General features: G+C 49.2%; 15 protein-coding genes. 10 read left to right on the forward strand and 5 right to left on the reverse strand.

All coding sequences use genetic code 11. The features are described from left to right. Positions 1–71: 71 nt before the first annotated feature. Complete coding sequence (gene lrp, locus M988_RS12610; protein ID WP_008812989.1) at positions 72–566, reverse strand: leucine-responsive transcriptional regulator Lrp; 495 nt, start codon at positions 564–566, stop codon at positions 72–74. Between the two features lie 824 nt (positions 567–1,390). On the opposite strand from lrp, the gene trxB reads away from it, so the two are divergent. Beyond that, positions 1,391–2,359, forward strand: a complete 969-nt coding sequence (gene trxB, locus M988_RS12615; protein WP_004095805.1) for a thioredoxin-disulfide reductase — start codon at positions 1,391–1,393, stop codon at positions 2,357–2,359. 60 nt (positions 2,360–2,419) lie between these two features. On the opposite strand, the gene M988_RS12620 is transcribed toward trxB, so the two are convergent. Then, on the reverse strand, positions 2,420–3,703 hold the full coding sequence (locus M988_RS12620) for an alpha/beta fold hydrolase (RefSeq protein WP_064574412.1): 1,284 nt from the start codon (positions 3,701–3,703) through the stop codon (positions 2,420–2,422). Positions 3,704–3,831: 128 nt separating this feature from the next. Here M988_RS12620 and M988_RS12625 point away from each other — a divergent pair, with 128 nt between their 5' ends. From M988_RS12625 to infA, 5 genes are all read left to right on the forward strand, one after another. Further along, positions 3,832–4,731, forward strand: coding sequence for a LysR family transcriptional regulator (locus M988_RS12625; protein WP_064574414.1), 900 nt, complete (start codon positions 3,832–3,834; stop codon positions 4,729–4,731). Between the two features lie 229 nt (positions 4,732–4,960). Then, positions 4,961–6,733, forward strand: a complete 1,773-nt coding sequence (cydD, locus tag M988_RS12630) for a heme ABC transporter permease/ATP-binding protein CydD (RefSeq protein ID WP_064574416.1) — start codon at positions 4,961–4,963, stop codon at positions 6,731–6,733. 2 nt (positions 6,734–6,735) lie between these two features. Beyond that, positions 6,736–8,457 (forward strand): heme ABC transporter ATP-binding protein/permease CydC, encoded by a 1,722-nt coding sequence (cydC, locus tag M988_RS12635; protein WP_008812985.1) that lies wholly within the window; start codon positions 6,736–6,738, stop codon positions 8,455–8,457. Between the two features lie 68 nt (positions 8,458–8,525). Next, positions 8,526–9,257 (forward strand): leucyl/phenylalanyl-tRNA--protein transferase, encoded by a 732-nt coding sequence (gene aat, locus M988_RS12640; RefSeq protein WP_008812984.1) that lies wholly within the window; start codon positions 8,526–8,528, stop codon positions 9,255–9,257. A gap of 95 nt (positions 9,258–9,352) precedes the next feature. Beyond that, positions 9,353–9,571 carry a translation initiation factor IF-1 gene (gene infA, locus M988_RS12645; protein WP_002211347.1) on the forward strand — a complete coding sequence of 73 codons (219 nt, stop codon included), beginning with the start codon at positions 9,353–9,355 and terminating at the stop codon, positions 9,569–9,571. A gap of 180 nt (positions 9,572–9,751) precedes the next feature. Here infA and clpA read toward each other — a convergent pair whose 3' ends face one another. Both clpA and clpS read right to left on the reverse strand, forming a co-directional pair. After that, on the reverse strand, positions 9,752–12,028 hold the full coding sequence (gene clpA, locus M988_RS12650; RefSeq protein ID WP_008812983.1) for an ATP-dependent Clp protease ATP-binding subunit ClpA: 2,277 nt from the start codon (positions 12,026–12,028) through the stop codon (positions 9,752–9,754). Positions 12,029–12,054: 26 nt separating this feature from the next. After that, complete coding sequence (clpS, locus tag M988_RS12655; RefSeq protein ID WP_004095820.1) at positions 12,055–12,378, reverse strand: ATP-dependent Clp protease adapter ClpS; 324 nt, start codon at positions 12,376–12,378, stop codon at positions 12,055–12,057. 585 nt (positions 12,379–12,963) lie between these two features. On the opposite strand from clpS, the gene cspD reads away from it, so the two are divergent. Both cspD and M988_RS12665 read left to right on the forward strand, forming a co-directional pair. Further along, positions 12,964–13,185 (forward strand): cold shock-like protein CspD, encoded by a 222-nt coding sequence (cspD, locus tag M988_RS12660; RefSeq protein ID WP_004095823.1) that lies wholly within the window; start codon positions 12,964–12,966, stop codon positions 13,183–13,185. 384 nt (positions 13,186–13,569) lie between these two features. Next, positions 13,570–14,520: a VirK/YbjX family protein gene (locus M988_RS12665; protein WP_064574418.1), complete on the forward strand. Its 951-nt coding sequence runs from the start codon at positions 13,570–13,572 to the stop codon at positions 14,518–14,520. Between the two features lie 71 nt (positions 14,521–14,591). Here M988_RS12665 and M988_RS12670 read toward each other — a convergent pair whose 3' ends face one another. Beyond that, on the reverse strand, positions 14,592–16,262 hold the full coding sequence (locus M988_RS12670; RefSeq protein WP_008812981.1) for an ATP-dependent endonuclease: 1,671 nt from the start codon (positions 16,260–16,262) through the stop codon (positions 14,592–14,594). A gap of 223 nt (positions 16,263–16,485) precedes the next feature. On the opposite strand from M988_RS12670, the gene M988_RS12675 reads away from it, so the two are divergent. After that, the gene (locus tag M988_RS12675; RefSeq protein WP_008812980.1) at positions 16,486–17,385 is read left to right on the forward strand and encodes a LysO family transporter; all 900 of its coding nucleotides are present in this window, start codon (positions 16,486–16,488) and stop codon (positions 17,383–17,385) included. A gap of 212 nt (positions 17,386–17,597) precedes the next feature. Further along, on the forward strand, positions 17,598–19,250 hold the full coding sequence (gene hcp / locus M988_RS12680) for a hydroxylamine reductase (protein WP_064574420.1): 1,653 nt from the start codon (positions 17,598–17,600) through the stop codon (positions 19,248–19,250). Positions 19,251–19,275 lie beyond the last annotated feature (25 nt).

A 19,275-nucleotide genomic window follows, 5' to 3' on the forward strand; every position in this document is an offset into this window, starting at 1 on the left:
ACCCTCGGCGCTGAAACTGTATAGATACACAGGAGTGTAACCAAATTACTCAGGTTTTGCACCTGCTACCGTTATCGCGTTTTGATAACCAAGCGATTGCTCTGTTTGACTTCTTCCATAACCACGTAGGTACGGGTGTCATTTACGCCCGGTAGGCGCAGCAGCGTTTCGCCAAGCAACTTACGATAAGCGGACATGTCAGGCACACGTGTTTTCAACAGATAGTCGAAATCACCTGAAACCAGATGACACTCCTGAATTTCTTCCAGTTTCTGAACAGCGGTATTGAACTGTTCAAACACATCTGGGGCTCCTCGGTTCAAGGTAATTTCAACAAATACCAGTAAGGACGCATCCAGATAGTGCGGGTTCAACAGTGCAGTGTAACCTTGAATAAAACCTTGTCTTTCAAGGCGACGTACACGTTCTAAACATGGAGTTGGGGATAAACCAACTCGCTTAGAAAGCTCAACGTTCGAAATTCGTCCATCCTTTTGCAACTCATTCAGGATGTTACGGTCGATACGGTCGAGATCTTTACCAGGGCGCTTTTTATTGTCTGCCATCTTATTGTCTCTCTTATATCCTTCCCTGCTCGCCATCCCCTTAACAAGTTCATTTTGTTAAGGATTTGTCCCAAACGAAAACCCATGCCTGCTGTCAATCAACAATTCCCATTGTTAATATTCACGAAAACAGCCCGGATAAAGCTGGCATAAACGAGCCATCCAGCTTCTTTCTGTTTTCGCCGATTGCACTCAGTTCGCATGCGAGGGCTCGCATAATTGCTTTTCTCTGATTCCAAATCACTGCATATCGAGGCCACATCCTATTCAGATGTTCGCAGCAGGGTCTCCCTTCGCTACGTTCCCTAACGCCACTCATTGAAGCCAATTTCAGCACTACAGTTATTTTTGCCTACTACTCAATATTTCTTGTTACATGAGAAGAAACGCTGTTTTAGCCAGTGTGAGCTATTTGCCACGCTTAAACAGACAAAAATTCTGTCAAACGTCCCCCAGACCACAAAAACCAAAGACAAGTTCTTCCCTACATCCATGTTTTCGCAAATGCACAGGCGATTGTCAAAGCAAAAGAAGTAAAATCAGACGAACATGCCAACTATTATTAAGAAACTCTATGAGCAGAGAAAAAAATAAAGAGACAAAACAGACGAATAAGCATCGCTGATGGGCGCTATTAAGCTGCTTTATCGACAAGAATGTTATCGGAATAGGTTTAAAAAAAATTATCTGCTGTCATGATTTTTGCTAATCGATAGCTTTCTACTATCAAACAAATTGATAACAATTTTTTTGCACGCTTTTTTTCAGACGCTAACTTCCCTACAATCGAGTTATTGTCCTGTAAAATTGGAAAAGAGGAATTCATGGGCACAGTCAAACATAGCAAACTCCTGATCTTGGGCTCCGGCCCTGCGGGATATACAGCAGCCGTCTACGCCGCACGCGCCAACCTTAATCCGGTATTGATTACCGGCGTTGAAAAAGGCGGTCAATTGACGACAACGACTGAAGTCGAAAACTGGCCAGGCGATCCAGAAGGTCTGACAGGCCCTCTGTTAATGGAGCGCATGCATGAGCATGCCGCCAAATTTAACACCGAAATCATTCTGGACAACATCGAACGTGTCGACTTGCAGACGCGCCCTTTCCGCCTATTCGGGGGCTCTCAGGAATACACCTGTGATGCGTTAATCATTGCAACCGGCGCTTCAGCTCAGTATTTGGGGCTACCTTCCGAAGAAGAATTCAAAGGGCGCGGAGTTTCTGCTTGCGCCACCTGTGACGGTTTCTTCTACCGCCAACAGGAAGTGGCCGTTATCGGTGGCGGTAACACCGCCGTTGAGGAAGCGCTCTACCTGTCTAACATCGCATCTAAGGTACATCTGATCCATCGTCGCGATACGTTCCGCGCTGAAAAGATTCTGATTGCACGCATGATGGACAAAGTCGCCAGCGGCAATATCGTCCTGCACACCAACCGTACGCTCGATGAAGTGTTGGGCGACCCAATGGGCGTTAATGGCCTCCGTCTTAAAGCCACTGATAGTGATAAAACCGAACAGCTTAGCGTCACCGGTTTGTTCGTGGCCATCGGGCACAAACCAAATACCGCTATTTTTGAAGGCCAATTGGCACTTGAAAACGGCTATATCAAGGTACAATCGGGTCTTGGTGGCAATGCGACCCAAACCAGTATTCCGGGCGTATTCGCCGCAGGCGACGTCATGGATCACATCTATCGTCAGGCGATTACCTCTGCGGGTACCGGCTGTATGGCGGCTCTGGATGCTGAACGCTATCTCGATGGGTTAGCGGCTGCCAGCCATCAATAAGCGCTAGCCAACCCCGTTTCTCCCTGTTAATCACTCAGTTCTCCGATCGACAGGGGGAAATCACCTTCCCGTTCTTACAGAAATTTTTCGCTCATACTCATCCTTGTCGTGTAAGAAACGCTCCATAGCCGAGAGCAAAGCGACACCCTCTTCCAATTGGGGATGATGCCCCACATGCGCTAACACATGCAGAGCCGCATTCGGTATCAAGTCTGCCATTTCTTGGCTTAACATCAGCGGCGTCGCCTGATCTTGTTCCCCGCAGACCACGAATGTCGGAATGGTAATTTTTTTCAGTAAATCACGAACATCTGTTCGATTAATCGTTGCCGCAGCGATAGCGTGCGCAATGCCAACACGATCGTGAGACAGCATGATATCTATCTCATGTTTAGCGAGTTCAGGGTTGTCACTCAGCCATTGGGCTGGGCAGAGTCGTTTCTGTACGGCTTCGAATGCCGCCATTCTTTCCGTTTCGGCTCCCTGAGAGACAATGTGCAGCAGATGATTCCAGTAGGTAATGCGCTCTGCGAATTCCGCTCGTGCGCTTGTTCCTACCAAAATCAAATGGCTCACTACATCAGGGTGTAGCGCTGCCAGTCGGATACCCATCATTCCACCTTGGCTTTGACCCACCAAAATGACTTTGCCCAGCGCTAAAACCTGCACCAACAAAGCAATGTCGTTAGCTATATCATCTAGCGTCCACTGCGGAGGAAACACACCGCTTTCGCCATGTCCTGGCATATCTAAAACAATACACCTGTAGTTTTGCGATAACACCGCCACCTGTTGATCAAAACTACTTCGATCCAAGAATAAGCCATGAGCAAAAATAATCGTCGGACCTGTCCCCACATCGGTGTATGCATACACATTGCCGTTAATGCGAATTCGCTGTTGTTCAAAGCGATCCGCCGGATCGAATGCCCGAGCTAATAACGCAGAGTCTTCAAAAATCTGATAATGTGCGATGAGTCCCTCCCGCATCTCAAATCGAATAACGTAATCACTGCCGATAATATTTCCTGTTGTTAGCACCGTGTGGCGAAAACGGCCTAACGCCAATACGGTATCTCCGGATTCAAACAGCTGAGAAACGGTAAATTCTTGCGGCTTAAAATCGCTGGGAAACGTCTCAAGCCAGCCACGTACCTGTTCACGTCCACGCAAAATACCCACGGTAGAAACACTCAACTCACCGTCGATGTGCCAAATGACGTCATCCGTCATCAACGCCAGTGCAACATCAATGTTTCCGCTACCAAACGCGGCAAAATAGCGGTGTATAACGCTGAAATGGGATGACATCGTGGTTGATGCTGTACTAGAAGGCGTGGTCATATGTCGTACTCCTCGAATGAAATTAATCCTGATGTATCGTTTCTTCACTGGTTGCCAGAAACTGGATGGATTATCATTCATCGATAAATGCATAACTATAGACAGAATTGCTAAAGAGTTTTCCAAAAATGAAAAACATCAATTGGGATGACCTACGTTATTTTCTGAGTGTCGCACGAACGGGGAGCTTGACGGGCTCCGCAGCAGAATTGCAGGTTAGCCAATCGACCGTTTCACGCCGAATCAGCGCACTGGAACAAGATTTGAATACCACGCTGTTTGCACGACATGCCACCGGATACTTTCTCACCGATCAAGGCCGTGACGTTTTACGTAAGGTTTCTGCCGTTGAAGACAGTATTACCGCTCTGCACATAGGGCTCGCTGACCTTGATGCCAACACCGAAGGCACGATCAGGCTGGCGACGCCAGAAAGCTTGGCCGTAAACATGATTATTCCCGCGCTGCCAGAGTTTATCTCTCGGTACCCCAAACTGCGGCTCGAAATCATATCCGGCGTTGGCGTCGCTGATCTATCACGCTATGAAGCCGACCTTGCCATACGTCTAGTTCGCCCACAGAGCGGCAACTTAATTATGCAGCGGCTTGGCGCAATGAATTCCGCAATATACGCCAGCGCTGATTATCTGCAGCGACATCCAGCGCCTTCTAGCGATCCGACGTCTGGTCGCGCGTTTATCATCTGGGATCGTGCTTATTCTCACTTACCGACGGCAAGCTGGCTGGCAAAACAAGGCTATGATGCCAATCCTGCACTCATTACCAGCAGCGTTGCAGAGCAATATGCTGCGGCTAAGTCGGGGATTGGTCTGGCTTTACTGCCATCATTTTTAGTCGCCCATGACGCCGATATGATCGAGGTCATACCTAACAATCAGGTATTTTCCGAAGACCTGTGGCTAACGACCCACGCGGATTTGAGATCGTCCGTACGCATTCGGGCCATAAGTGAATTCCTTAAAGAACTCATTGCACGTTATCAGCCCGCGTTCTCCGATCTCGCCTAGGATAAAAACGGGATGGAGACGCCAACATCGCGCCTATTAACCTTAATTATCTAACCTGTTATCTGAACTACCCCACACTTGTTAACAGAATTTACCTTCCTTTGGTTTCAAGTCCTCGCAGGCCGTTGTAATATCAGCGCTTACGCCTGAACCGGTGAGTAAAGAAAAAATAGGCCGGGGATTAGCACTCTTTTCGACGCTTCATCTGCTTTAGAAATCATCGCAACACATGAATAAAAACCGACAACGCGAACTAACCCAGTGGCTAAAACAGCGTAGTTCGCTGGCCCGCCGCTGGCTGAGGATTTCCATGATCCTCGGTTTAATCTCAGGCCTGCTCATCGTTGCCCAATCGTGGCTACTGGCTAAACTGCTGCACGACCTGATTATTGAGCAGGTTCCACGCCAAACGCTTCTGGCTCCTTTTAGCTTACTGATTGGAGCAATCGTATTGCGTGCCGCGTTAAGCTGGCTGCGTGAACGCGTTGGCTTTAAATGTGGGCAGATAGTGCGGGTACAAATCCGTAGTCTGGTACTCAATCGACTTGATGAGCTCGGACCTGCTTGGATACAGGGCAAACCGGCTGGTCATTGGGCGACGTTAATCCTCGAACAGATTGAAGATATGCAGGAGTTTTACTCACGCTACCTGCCGCAGATGTATCTGGCTACTATGATACCGCTGCTGATCCTGATTACCGTGTTTCCTATCAACTGGGCGGCAGGCATGATTCTGCTGGTCACCGCGCCACTGATCCCCCTGTTTATGGCGTTGGTCGGCATGGGAGCCGCCGATGCTAACCGCAGAAACTTCCTCGCACTTGGCCGTCTGAGCGGTAATTTCCTCGACCGCCTACGCGGGTTAGACACGCTACGACTGTTTAATCGCGCCGCAGCTGAAACCGAAAATATCCGCCGCGCCTCCGAAGATTTCCGCAGCCGCACCATGGAAGTATTGCGTATGGCATTTTTGTCATCTGCGGTACTTGAGTTTTTCACCTCGATCTCTATCGCTGTCGTAGCGGTTTATTTCGGTTTCTCCTATCTTGGCGAACTGAATTTTGGGAGCTACGGCACCAGCGTTACGCTGTTTGCCGGTTTCTTAGTGCTAATTTTGGCACCAGAATTTTTCCAACCTCTGCGCGATCTGGGCACGTTTTATCATGCTAAAGCGCAAGCCGTGGGCGCAGCTGAATCGCTGGTCACTTTTTTAGCGGAAGATGCAGAAAGCCCGCAACAAGGTAAAGGGCAAGATGTCTTAGCAGGCACTCAGCCAGTGACTATTGTCGCTAACGAACTAGAGATTTTATCTCCGCAAGGTAAAATTTTGGCCGGCCCGCTCTCCTTTACGATTGATGCTGGGCAGCGAATTGCCTTGGTTGGATTTAGCGGTGCAGGAAAAAGCTCACTCATCAATGTTCTACTGGGCTTTCTCCCCTATCGCGGCTCGCTGACGGTAGACGGAAAAGAGCTACGCTCGTTATCGCAGTCTCAATGGCGGTTACAGCTTGGCTGGGTGGGTCAGAATCCAAACTTACCTGAATCCACATTACGAGCGAACGTATTGCTCGGCGCACCTCAGGCAACGGAAGCACAATTACACACGGTTCTTGAGCGTGCTTATGTCACCGAATTCTTACCTTTGCTGGCGCATGGCATTGATACTGAAATTGGTGAAGGAGCGGCGCGACTCTCCGTGGGGCAAGCGCAACGCGTAGCGGTAGCGCGTGCGTTACTGCGTCCCTGCCGTTTACTGCTGCTGGACGAACCAACCGCAAGCCTAGACGCGCACAGTGAACAGCTCGTCATGCAAGCGTTAGAGCAAGCGTCGCATCAGCAAACCACGTTGATGGTTACCCACCAATTGGATGATGTCAGTCGCTACGATCAAATTTGGGTCATGGACAATGGGCAGTTGGTTCAGCGCGGCAGTTACGCGCAGTTGAGCCAACACAGTGGTCCCTTTGCCGATCTGCTCGCCACACGCAGTAAGGAGCTCTAACCATGCGCGTACTTTTGCCGTTTTTAGCCCTCTATCGCCGCCATTGGTTCCTGATTTCCTTAGGTGTTGTTCTGGCGATCGTCACGCTTCTTGCCAGTATTGGTCTATTGATGCTGTCTGGATGGTTCCTTGCAGCCTCCGCTCTTGCAGGCCTTGCTGGATTGCTAACGTTTAACTACATGCTGCCAGCCGCAGGCGTACGCGGCGCAGCCATCATCCGCACCGCCGGACGTTATGCCGAACGAGTCGTTAGCCACGATGCGACCTTCCGCGTGCTATCGCACCTCCGTGTGTTTACCTTCAGCAAGATTTTGCCGCTGTCGCCGGGCGCGATTGCCCGTTTCCGTCAGGCTGAATTGCTCAACCGCTTAGTCGCCGATGTCGATACGCTCGATCATCTCTATCTGCGGGTGATTTCTCCGCTGATTAGCGCCATCGTCGTCATTATCGTGGTGACCGCGGGTTTGGCGTGGTTTGATCCCGCTTTAGCCTTCACGCTCGGCGGCATCATGCTGCTGCTGTTGTTTTGCTTACCGTTGGGCTTTTATCAGGCTGGGAAGCCGGTTGGTATGGCATTAACCGGATTACGCGCAGACTATCGCACGCTATTGATTACTTGGGTCGCAGGCCAAGCAGAGTTAGCTATTTATGGCGCTGCTGACCGTTTCCGTCAGGCGCTCGATGCAAAAGAACAGGCTTGGCAGTTACAGCAGAAAAAACAGGCCTCGCTGACCGGTGCCGCGCAAGCGTTGATGATCCTTGCGTCGGGTTTAACCTTCACGCTTTTGCTTTGGTTAGCGGCTGGAGGGGTAGGCCAATATGCTCAGCCGGGCGCGCTGATTGCGCTATTTGTCTTCTCTTCGTTGGCGGCTTTTGAAGCCTTGGCTCCGGTTGCGGGTGCTTTCCAGCATCTAGGACAGGTTACCGCATCAGCAACCCGTGTGGCGCAGATGATCAACCAAAAACCAGAAGTGACCTTCCCACTTTCTGGGCCAACAATAAGCGATCAGATTGCCGTCACCGTTGATAACGTCACGTTCAACTATCCGAATCAGCCCGTCTCGGTGCTGAACGACATTTCACTGACGGTGAAAGCCGGTGAAAAAATTGCCCTGCTCGGACGCACTGGCTGCGGCAAATCAACGCTTCTCCAGTTGATTACACGTGCGTGGGACTGTTCTCAGGGCGAAATTCGCCTGAATAACACCCCGCTGACGGCCTTTGATGAGGCAACCCTACGGCAGGTGACTGGCGTCGTCAGCCAGCGTGTGCACGTATTTAGTTCGACACTACGTGATAATTTAAAAATCGCTAACGATGCGGCTACCGACCCTGAGTTGAAGAACGTGCTGGAACAGGTTGGCCTCGGAAAGTTATTGGATGATGCTGGGCTAAATGCATGGCTCGGCGACGGTGGACGCCCGCTGTCTGGTGGCGAGCAACGTCGTTTAGGCATTGCTCGTGCGCTGCTGCATCGCTCTCCCCTGCTGCTATTGGATGAGCCCACTGAAGGTTTAGATGCGGAGACTGAAAAGCAGATCTTAGCGCTGATCATGAACCACTGCCAGCATAAAACCTTGATCCTGATTACTCATCGACTGCAGGGCTTAGACAAAATGGATCGCGTGTGCGTGATGGAGAATGGCCGCATCGTCGAACAGGGCCATCACACTGCGTTGATGGCAGAAAAAGGCCGCTATTATCAGCTGTGTCAGCGGCTATAGCCGACGAAACTGCAGCTATAGTTAACGGATTAGGCGATGTATTTCATTATGATGACGGGAATATTTTGATGCGCATAATGCAGTTGGATCGGCAATCCACGTTATTCCCGCCCACGGATCTTGCACTGCGTGAACCCAACGGGCTGCTCGCTATCGGCGGAGACTTGCGCCCCGCTCGCTTGCTGGCGGCCTATGAGTCGGGTATTTTCCCTTGGTTTACACCAGGAGACGTCATCTTATGGTGGTCGCCCGATCCGCGGGCGGTGCTGTTCCCACATGAACTGCATATCAGCCGTAGCATGGCGAAATTTTTACGCCGACAGCGTTTTACCGTGACAATCAATCAAGCCTTCAGCGAAGTCATACGCGAATGTGCCGAACAGCGCGATGAAGGCACGTGGATTGGCGAAGATGTGCAGCAAGCCTATGTCAAGCTGCATGAGCTTGGCCATGCACATTCCGTTGAGGTCTGGCAGGAAGATAGGCTGGTAGGCGGCCTGTATGGCGTTTTGCAGGGCTCTCTCTTTTGCGGAGAGTCAATGTTCAGCCGCGCAACAAATGCCTCCAAAACGGCACTGATTGCGTTTTGTGGGCATTTTGTGTCGTTTGGTGGAACATTAATTGACTGTCAGGTACTTAACGCGCACACTGAGTCGTTAGGTGCGCGCAATATCCCGCGCAGTGATTATTTACACCACTTACGGATTGACCAGAAAAAGGTAATTAACCCCGCCTGCTGGAAACCCCAAACTATTATTTCACGCGAGTTTGCGATAAAACCCCATCAAAATTGCCCGTAATGGATGAAGAACAACCGACACTCCTTTACATAATCGGGGTTTTTCGGCATTATCTTGCCGATTAAAAAATATGGTACTCATACCTAGAGGATTCGATGGCCAAAGAAGACAATATTGAAATGCAAGGTACCGTACTCGATACGTTACCAAACACGATGTTCCGCGTTGAATTAGAAAACGGACACGTCGTTACCGCTCACATCTCCGGTAAAATGCGTAAAAACTACATCCGCATTCTGACGGGCGACAAAGTCACTGTAGAGCTGACCCCGTACGACCTGAGCAAAGGCCGCATTGTCTTCCGTAGCCGCTGATAGGCTCATCCTGCGCACCTGCGTTGACGCATCTGCGGCATAAATTACACTCCCGGTGATGTTTAACGTCTGACGAGGCTGAAAAATATCACTGAGAGTTAGCTGAAAGCTTAAATTTCAGACATAAAAAAGAGCGCCTTTTGGCGCTCTTTTACTTTCATGCTCTACTCTGCGACTAGATTAATGCAGGGCATCCTCAGCTTTACGTTTCTGTGCACTACAGAATTCGTAAGTCAGCTGTTGCTTGTCTTCGCTTAAATCAACGGTGACCGAGCCGCCATCAACCAGCGAACCAAACAGCAATTCGTTTGCCAGCGGTTTTTTCAGATTTTCCTGCACGACACGCACCATTGGACGAGCTCCCATGGCATGATCGTACCCTTTTTCTGCCAGCCACAAACGCGCTGCTTCGCTAACTTCCAGTGAAACACCTTTCGCATCCAACTGCGCCTGCAATTCAACGATGAATTTATCCACCACCTGCTGAATAATTTCAGTGGAGAGATGATTAAACCAAATGATGTTATCCAGACGGTTACGGAATTCTGGCGTAAACACCTTTTTGATCTCTTCCATCGCATCAGTGCTGTTATCTTGCTGCGCAAAACCAATGGATTTACGCTGCGTTTCACGCACGCCCGCGTTCGTGGTCATGACCAGTATGACGTTACGGAAATCGGCTTTGCGGCCATTGTTATCCGTTAACGTTCCGTTATCCATAACCTGTAACAGCAGGTTGAAGACATCTGGGTGCGCCTTTTCAATTTCGTCGAGCAGCAGTACCGCATGTGGGTGCTTAATGACCGCATCCGTCAGCAAACCGCCCTGATCAAAACCAACATAACCCGGAGGTGCACCAATCAAACGGCTAACGGTATGACGTTCCATATATTCGGACATATCAAAACGCAGCAGTTCGATATCCAGCGCTTTCGCTAACTGAACGGTAACCTCGGTTTTACCCACACCGGTAGGCCCTGCAAACAAGAACGAACCGACAGGCTTATGATCTTGCCCCAACCCTGCACGACTCATTTTGATCGCTTCAGTTAATGCACTGATCGCCTTATCCTGACCAAATACCAACATCTTCAGACGATCGCCCAAGCTCTTAAGCACATCGCGATCGCTAGCGGATACCGTTTTCTCCGGAATACGCGCGATGCGGGCAACCACAGACTCAATATCAGCCACGTTAACGGTTTTCTTACGCTTGCTTACCGGCATCAGGCGGCTACGTGCCCCTGCCTCATCAATCACGTCAATCGCCTTATCTGGCAGATGACGATCGTTGATGTATTTCACCGACAGCTCAACCGCAGCACGAATCGCTTTCGCGGTATAGCGCACATCGTGATGAGCTTCATATTTCGGCTTCAGGCCATTAAGGATCTGTACCGTCTCATCGGGGGTGGGTTCAGTAATATCGATCTTCTGGAAACGACGCGCCAAGGCACGATCTTTTTCAAAGATATTGCTGAATTCCTGATAAGTGGTTGAGCCGATGACTCGGATCTTGCCGCTAGATAACAGCGGTTTAATCAAGTTAGCCGCATCCACCTGTCCACCGGAAGCCGCACCGGCACCGATAATGGTGTGGATCTCATCGATAAATAGAATGCTGTCAGTGTCTTGTTCCAGCTGTTTGAGCAGCGCCTTAAAGCGTTTTTCAAAATCGCCACGGTATTTGGTACCCGCCAGCAAAGAGCCGATATCCAAGGAATACAAGGTGCAATCGGCCATCACTTCAGGCACATCACCCTGCACAATTCGCCATGCAAGTCCTTCAGCAATAGCGGTTTTACCCACACCAGACTCGCCAACCAACAGCGGATTGTTTTTACGACGGCGGCATAAAACCTGAATAGCACGTTCTAACTCTTTATCACGACCAATTAACGGATCAATACCGCCGACTCGCGCAAGCTGGTTTAAGTTAGTAGTGAAATTCTCCATGCGATCTTCACCGCTGGCGGGTTCTTCGCTCGCTGGATTTTCAGCATTAGGCGCCTGCCCCGTTTCATCTTTACGGGTGCCGTGCGAGATAAAGTTCACAATGTCTAAACGACTCACGTCGTGCTTACGCAGCAGATATGCAGCCTGAGACTCTTGTTCGCTAAAAATAGCCACCAGTACGTTAGCACCGCTGACTTCATTACGGCCTGAGGACTGAACATGGAAAACAGCACGTTGTAAAACGCGTTGAAAACTCAGCGTTGGCTGAGTATCACGTTCCGCTTCGCCGTTAGGCAGCGTGGGTGTCGTTTGTTCAATAAAGGTTTCGAGTTCTTGACGTAAAGCGGCCAGATCGACAGAGCAGGCCTCCAATGCTTCACGTGCCGCAGGGTTACTGAGCAGTGCCAGCAGCAGGTGCTCCACGGTCATAAACTCATGACGGTGCTCGCGCGCTCTGGCGAACGCCATGTTGAGACTGAGTTCCAGTTCTTGATTGAGCATAGGCACCTCCCCCATTTAAGTGGCCATTAACCGGCCTTTTCTAACGTACACAACAGTGGATGCTCGTTCTCCCGTGCATAACGATTGACGTGTGCGACTTTCGTTTCCGCCACCTCAGCGGTAAAAACACCGCAAATCGCTTTTCCTTTATAATGCACAGTAAGCATCAACTGCGTTGCACGTTCAATATCATATGAAAAAAACTTTTGCAGGACGTCAATCACAAATTCCATCGGTGTGTAGTCGTCATTGTTAAGTATAACTTTATACATTGACGGCGGTTTTACCTCATCGATTTGTTTGCTATCGGCTAATTGTTCGAAATTTAGCCAGTCGTTTTGGTTTGCCATGTCCTGCTCACTCTCTGTTGACTCTCACGCGATAAACCCAACACTTCGCATGATCCCATGTATTTCTTACCTGTTTCTTAACTGTGACACAAATCCTCACAGTTGTGTTATTTGCGACGCATCAAGTGATTAATTTTCACCCAATACGTATAAATAGCGTTAGCTGCTTCAAACTTTCATCACATGACACTGTGCTAAAAATAGCCATTGCTTGACGAACTAGCGGCTTACACTAAAGTGTAAATTCGTAATCTGGTGGCGATTTGTACAAATCGTTGCCATTTCGACCGATGAGTATCTGTTGCAAACTTACGGCTTACGCAATGAGTTCACAGATCTTTTCGGTGCCCGTAGGGTGTGTTCCTAAACTGTTCTCCACTGCCATAGGCAAGTAAGACCAAAGAACATTTTAAGAACGCATCTTGTATCTGCCCTCAAACGCAAACCGCTGTTTTCACACCCTCGTGTGCCTATAGCTGAGCGACGGAGGGCTTCAATCTTATCTCATAAATAGAGCGTCTTGCCGATGATAATCTGAGCCATCGCGCAAAACGCTTATAACAGCATGGCGAGGGTTGTATAAGCATGGAGACGGGTACTGTTAAATGGTTCAATAACGCCAAAGGTTTTGGCTTTATATGTCCTCTGAAGGGTGGCGAAGATATTTTTGCCCACTACTCCTCAATTCAGATGGAAGGTTACCGCACATTAAAAGCGGGTCAGCAGGTCCAATTTAATGTGCAAGAAGGGCCTAAAGGTAACCATGCCAACACCATCGTTCCAATCGAGTCAGAGATGACGGCCTAGCTCTTATCTCTAACTTAGCGTCGTATCCATACCTATGCCAGTGTCTATGCTGGCATTAATAGTTAAGCTTATCTGTTGTTGTCTCCGACTCTTTAGATAGATAGTGGCTGTTTTGCCATTTTCAAGGGGGAGTGATGACAGTCGTGGTATATACGCCAAAAGCAAGGCCTCATAACAAGCCACCTAAAAATTACCTCGCTAATAATTAAAATAAAGCCCTATTTAACATCTCAATTCAAAAGCAAATTAAATAAAGCATCAACAGAAATGAAATTATTGTTTTTAATATCGTCAGTGGCTTACATGATTTAATTTGCGTTGATATTCGATCTGCTTAACTACTCGATAGAAATTAAAACAGCCACGTTCTATCAGGTATATCACATGTCTCAAATCAGCGTCGAACGCACAGCAGATAAATCCGCGACGGGTTTTCAGCTCTTTAATTCCCTTGCCAAAGGAGAGTTAAGACCTGGTCGTCTTTGGCATGCGAGAAACTATAGGACTAAATTTGTTCTGAGAACATTTTTAGCACCGATAGCAACGATGAAACTGCTCAACAACATTGCCGCTATCCCCTCTTGCCAAGACGTGCTGTTAACGCAACCCCGTCTGCCTTGCAAGCTGCACCACCCTTACCTCAACGTCCACTTCAAGCGTCGAGATACAGTCAAAGCGATTGGTGAACACTACCAAATGTTGGATGAGGCGTTGCCGAACAGTGTCTTGCGGAAAATATATCGAGCTCAACCTTATTATCTCTGTGAAATAGAGGGCAAAAATGAGCAACTGTACCGAATCGGTATCAGTCCTATTGATAGCCTTAATAAAGAAGGCGAACTTTCGCTATTATTTTATACGGCAGAGGGTGTAATGCTGTCAGAATGTACGTTTACCTTGTTGATGCATTCAGGCAAAAAAACGCTATTCATTGGTGGGTTGCAGGGGCCAAAACAATCGGTTCCACATGAACTTATTCAAACCGCCACCAAAGGGTGCCACGGCTTATTTCCTAAACGCTTGTTGATGCAGGCGCTATGCCTATTTGCCCATACCGTAGGCTGTGAGCAAATACTCGCCGTGGGCAACGAGACTCATATTTATAAAAACTGGCGTTATAACAAAAAGAAAAGCCGTAAAATGATGTCAGATTACGATGCTTTTTGGTTGTCTATTGGCGCTGTGTCTACAGCAGAAGGTTATTTCCGCTTGCCAATGACCATTGCACGTAAGTATTTGGAAGAGATTGCCAGCAAAAAACGCGCAGAATATCGCCGCCGCTATCAACTGCTGGATACCCTTGAGTCTTCAGCGCGTGTTGCCCTAGGACGTTAATACCGCCGATTAAAGCCTTCTTAGCCGCGATTCTCACTTGAGAATCGCGGCTAAGAAGCGATCACCACTTGCTATTCAGCCTTACCTCGAGCCAACCACAGCACGCGTGAAAACATGCCTTTAATCAATGCAGGTACCGAATCCGTACCCCAGGCTTCCGCCTGTGCGGCAACAGAGATCGCCAAATCTGGCTTGGAGGAGCGGTGAATTGCCTTAGTAATAACCTTTCTCATCGACAGCGGCACATTCGGGGGTAATCCGGCGATATCGTGATAAACCGATGCAAACCCCTCACGATACATATAGTGCTCCATATCCGGCGCAGGTAATGCAGTAAGGCGATCGCGTTCGTTATCTCTGGCATGCTCCACCAGCGCTCTTACGGTTGCGGCATATTTACGACCGGCATCATCGCCATCGACTAGCACATGCCATTCCAGCCCCATATGGCGAGCAAACTTAACCAATGGACGGATACCACACTGGGCAAACTCGATAACCTTGATGCCTTCCGTTTCAAAATGATAGCCGCACTGCCTCGCCAATTCGTTCAAAAGCCAAACCTCAGTCTCTCCTTCGACCAGTAGCCAACAACGGGCAAAAAGTGATGAGGCGCGATTAAACCGAATATGAAACGCAATACGCCGACTATCTTCTGGCGACATTCCCTGCGGCCCAATCCGGTAAGTCGCCACTTTATTAGACTGACGGACCAGTCGACATACGCGCTCAACGGGCATCAGAGACAACAATTCACCAGAATTAGTCGTGGTAATTTTTTGCAGTGGCAGTTGATTCAGCAATCCCCATGCCACGGAGAGCATGATCGGATGCAGGCGAGTTTCAGGGTCTTCTACCAGTAAAAGCGGTCGAGCATGAGGATCGAGCGTAATTGCACCTTTTGCCTGCAATAATGTCGAAAAAAGCCCAAGCAAGATCAGACGCATATTGCGGCTGCCCGACTCCGCAATCATCTGATTCATATTTTCCAACGAACGCCATGCTTGACGTCCATGAACCTCATCGCTGTGGTGGCGACGACGACGTGAATTTGTGAGCTGCTGCCCCTGCTCAGCGAAATAGTGTTCCAGCAGTTGCTGCATGGCATTCAGCCCCTGCCGTAGCTCACTATTGCTCAGCTTTTGCGGATTACGCACCAGCTCACGCGTCAAATCATCTAGCTGCTGCGCAACCTCACTTTGGTCGGGCACGCGATTTTGCGCAATGACGGTCGGACGCAAGCGACGGATAAAGCGTGCATCACGTAGGCGTAAAACCGGATGCAAACGCACAATTTCTCGTGCCAGTTTATCAACATGATGCAGTTTTAGCGGCTCGCCCTTTTCATCTAAAAACGAACGCCAAGTGCACACCGTGCCATCGTCGCAAAGCTCCCCCTCTTGGCGGAAATAGATGCGTTGAAAACGATCATTTCCATCCTGCCAAAGAGAAGACAGAGGCCGATAGCGTGGCGCATTATGGTGCCCAACGTCTGATTCACAGAAAACAAAGATGATTTGCAGGTAACGCTCTTTGGCCGTTTCATCACCGGGAGGAAAGTAGAAATCTTGAGGTTCAAAATGATAGAGGTCGGTATTCGGTGACAGACAAAGAGTCAACGCATCCAACAAGCTGGATTTACCCCATGCGTTTTCACCGATCAGGACGGTGTTTTCGTCCAGTGTTAAAGATAGACGGTTTATTCCTCTAAACCCGACAATCTCGATCCGTTCTAGATACATCAGTTCTCTCCCTTACGGATTCATTCATCTGAGAATGAGAAAAAAATGCTGTCTGGTCAAGCACTCACTGTCGATCCATCCCCGATTTTGTTCTGCTAATTCACCTCGTGAAGATTAAAACGCCAAACCATTCCGGTTGATTTATCAATTCCTCTGTTGCTCTTTACTCACCAAAACCTTTTGGGTAGCGTATTGCCACTCATCATTACAACCTAGGTTATCCATGTATTCGGGACTGCTCATTATCTTGGTGCCGCTTCTGCTCGGCTACCTGATCCCTCTACGCCAAAAGAGCTTAGTGGTATTAATTAATCGTCTACTCAGTTGGATGGTTTACGTCATTCTGTTTTTTATGGGCATCAGCCTCGCATTTCTGGATAACCTCAGCGAAAACCTGTGGCTTATTTTTCAGTATGCTTCGGTATTCTTTATTTGCATCATCGTTGCCAACCTTATTGCATTATTGCTATTAGAAAAAAAACGCCCGTGGGTCGTACCACATCAACAGGAAGAGTTGCCTTCACGTCTTCATATGGCGCTTGAATCGCTCAAGCTGTGCGGCGTCGTCGTGGGCGGTTTTGCGCTCGGTTTAACCCAGTGGGCATGGCTTAGCTATGCTTCTCACGGCAGCGAATATGCGTTGATTTTCCTACTACTGCTGGTGGGCTTACAGCTACGCAATAGCGGTATGTCACTTAAACAAATTCTTTTAAACCGACGCGGGATGATTATCGCCATCTTGGTATGCGTGAGCGCGCTAGTCGGCGGAGCTATCGCTGCTCTACTGTTGGGATTGCCGGTAAAAACCGGCTTAGCTATCGCATCGGCATATGGCTGGTACTCCCTCTCGGGGATCATGATGACCGAGGCTTTCGGCCCAGTGATCGGCAGTGCCGCCTTCTTCAATGATTTGGCTCGTGAACTGTTCGCCATTATGATGATCCCAACGTTAGTGCAGCGTAGCCGCTCTTCTGCGCTGGGGCTGTGTGGCGCAACGTCAATGGACTTCACTCTACCCGTTCTGCAGCGCAGCGGCGGTCTAGAATTGGTTCCTGCCGCGATCGTGCACGGCTTCGCCTTAAGCCTTATCGCCCCTGTGCTGATGGCCATTTTCTCCTCCTGACAGCCGAAGACCCCACTGATGTCATGGGGCGATAACCCCATGACATACCTCAAACGTTTTAGCATTCATCGCCTGAATAATTCTCAGTTACAACTTAACTTGCGCTATATCAAACAAAGATAAAGTTGCATCAAAAATTCCTTTTTTACCGCGAAAGACAGGTCTACCCTTTAAACAAGCATAATAAATGCAACTTTAAAAGGAAGCCCAGAATGTACTGTGTCCAATGTGAACAAACCATCCGAACCCCTGCGGGTAATGGCTGTTCTTTCGCTCAAGGTATGTGCGGTAAAACTGCCGAAACGTCTGACCTACAAGATTTACTGGTTGCCGCTTTGCAAGGCCTATCTGCATGGGCACTGAAGGCGCGTGAGCTGGGTATTATCGACCACAACATCGACAGCTTTGTACCTCGCGCCTTTTTCTCCACGCTAACCAACGTTAACTTCGATTCCGAACGCATCGTGGGCTACGCACGTGAAGCATTAGACATGCGTGATGCATTGATAGTGGCCTGTCGCGCCATTGACGCAAATGCACAGGTCGATCATCCGCTTGCTGATTTGCAGTTAGCGGGTTCCGATCTAGCCACGCTGCGTAAACAAGCCGAAGAATTCGCCCTGAATAACGATAAAGCAGAAATCGGCGATGACGTTCACGGCCTACGTATGCTGAACCTCTATGGCCTTAAAGGCGCCGCCGCATACATGGAGCATGCTCACGTTCTGGGTCAATACAGCAACGATATCTATGCTGAATTCCATCATTATATGGCGTGGTTAGGTACTCAGCCGCGCGATGTTGATACCTTGCTCAATAATGCGATGGGCATTGGTAAAATGAACTTCAACGTGATGGCCATTTTGGATAAGGGTGAAACCGACGCCTACGGTCACCCAACGCCAAGCTCCGTAAACGTTCGCCCTGTCGCCGGTAAAGCGATTCTGATTTCCGGTCATGATTTGAAAGATCTGCGTATGTTGCTGGAGCAAACCGAAGGGACAGGTGTGAACGTCTATACCCACGGTGAAATGCTGCCAGCACACGGCTATCCTGAGCTGAAAAAATTCAAGCATTTGGTCGGTAACTACGGCAGTGGTTGGCAGAATCAGCAAACCGAATTTGCCAAATTTCCTGGTCCAATTCTGATGACATCTAACTGTATCATCGACCCCAATGTCGGTAACTACACCGACCGCATCTGGACTCGTAGCATCGTTGGATGGCCTGGCGCTCGCCATCTAGAAGGTGATGACTTCAGCCAGATCGTTGCTCAAGCTCAGGTTTGTGAAGGCTTCCCGTACAATGAAATCGAGCACATGATCACCGTTGGTTTTGGCCGACAGACCTTGTTGAACGCAGCAGATACCGTCATCGATCTGGTCTCGCAGAAGAAATTGCGTCATGTATTTCTGGTGGGCGGCTGCGACGGTAGCCGTGCAGAACGTAGTTATTTCACCGACTTTGCACGCGCAGTTCCGCAAGACTGTCTGATTCTGACGCTGGCCTGCGGCAAATATCGCTTTAACAAGCTGGACTTCGGTACGCTGGAAGGGTTGCCACGTCTGCTGGATGTCGGTCAGTGCAACGATGCCTATGGTGCCATCATGTTGGCCGTAAAACTGGCTGAGACGCTGGGTTGCGGGGTGAACGATTTACCATTAAGTTTGGTGCTCTCTTGGTTCGAGCAGAAAGCTATCGTGATCCTGCTGACGCTGCTGTCATTAGGCGTGAAAAATATCTACACCGGCCCAACCGCTCCGGGCTTCCTAACCGATAACCTGCTCGCCATTCTGAATGAAAAATTCGGTATGCGTTCTATCTCTACGGTTGAAGCCGATATGAGCGAAATTCTGGGCGCGTAATCGCACTCGATGTCACCCTATAAGC

Origin of the sequence: Hafnia paralvei ATCC 29927, assembly GCF_001655005.1 — a bacterium.
Classification (GTDB): Bacteria; Pseudomonadota; Gammaproteobacteria; order Enterobacterales; family Enterobacteriaceae; genus Hafnia; species Hafnia paralvei.

Coding starts and splice junctions, on each gene's coding strand:
- clpA (WP_008812983.1), bottom strand. CDS start 12,028: ATGCTCAATCAAGAACTGGAACTCAGTCTCAACATGGCGTTCGCCAGA.
- infA (WP_002211347.1), top strand. CDS start 9,353: ATGGCCAAAGAAGACAATATTGAAATGCAAGGTACCGTACTCGATACG.
- trxB (WP_004095805.1), top strand. CDS start 1,391: ATGGGCACAGTCAAACATAGCAAACTCCTGATCTTGGGCTCCGGCCCT.
- M988_RS12675 (WP_008812980.1), top strand. CDS start 16,486: ATGTATTCGGGACTGCTCATTATCTTGGTGCCGCTTCTGCTCGGCTAC.
- clpS (WP_004095820.1), bottom strand. CDS start 12,378: ATGGCAAACCAAAACGACTGGCTAAATTTCGAACAATTAGCCGATAGC.
- lrp (WP_008812989.1), bottom strand. CDS start 566: ATGGCAGACAATAAAAAGCGCCCTGGTAAAGATCTCGACCGTATCGAC.
- M988_RS12625 (WP_064574414.1), top strand. CDS start 3,832: ATGAAAAACATCAATTGGGATGACCTACGTTATTTTCTGAGTGTCGCA.
- hcp (WP_064574420.1), top strand. CDS start 17,598: ATGTACTGTGTCCAATGTGAACAAACCATCCGAACCCCTGCGGGTAAT.
- M988_RS12670 (WP_008812981.1), bottom strand. CDS start 16,262: ATGTATCTAGAACGGATCGAGATTGTCGGGTTTAGAGGAATAAACCGT.
- cydD (WP_064574416.1), top strand. CDS start 4,961: ATGAATAAAAACCGACAACGCGAACTAACCCAGTGGCTAAAACAGCGT.
- M988_RS12665 (WP_064574418.1), top strand. CDS start 13,570: ATGTCTCAAATCAGCGTCGAACGCACAGCAGATAAATCCGCGACGGGT.
- aat (WP_008812984.1), top strand. CDS start 8,526: ATGCGCATAATGCAGTTGGATCGGCAATCCACGTTATTCCCGCCCACG.
- M988_RS12620 (WP_064574412.1), bottom strand. CDS start 3,703: ATGACCACGCCTTCTAGTACAGCATCAACCACGATGTCATCCCATTTC.
- cspD (WP_004095823.1), top strand. CDS start 12,964: ATGGAGACGGGTACTGTTAAATGGTTCAATAACGCCAAAGGTTTTGGC.
- cydC (WP_008812985.1), top strand. CDS start 6,736: ATGCGCGTACTTTTGCCGTTTTTAGCCCTCTATCGCCGCCATTGGTTC.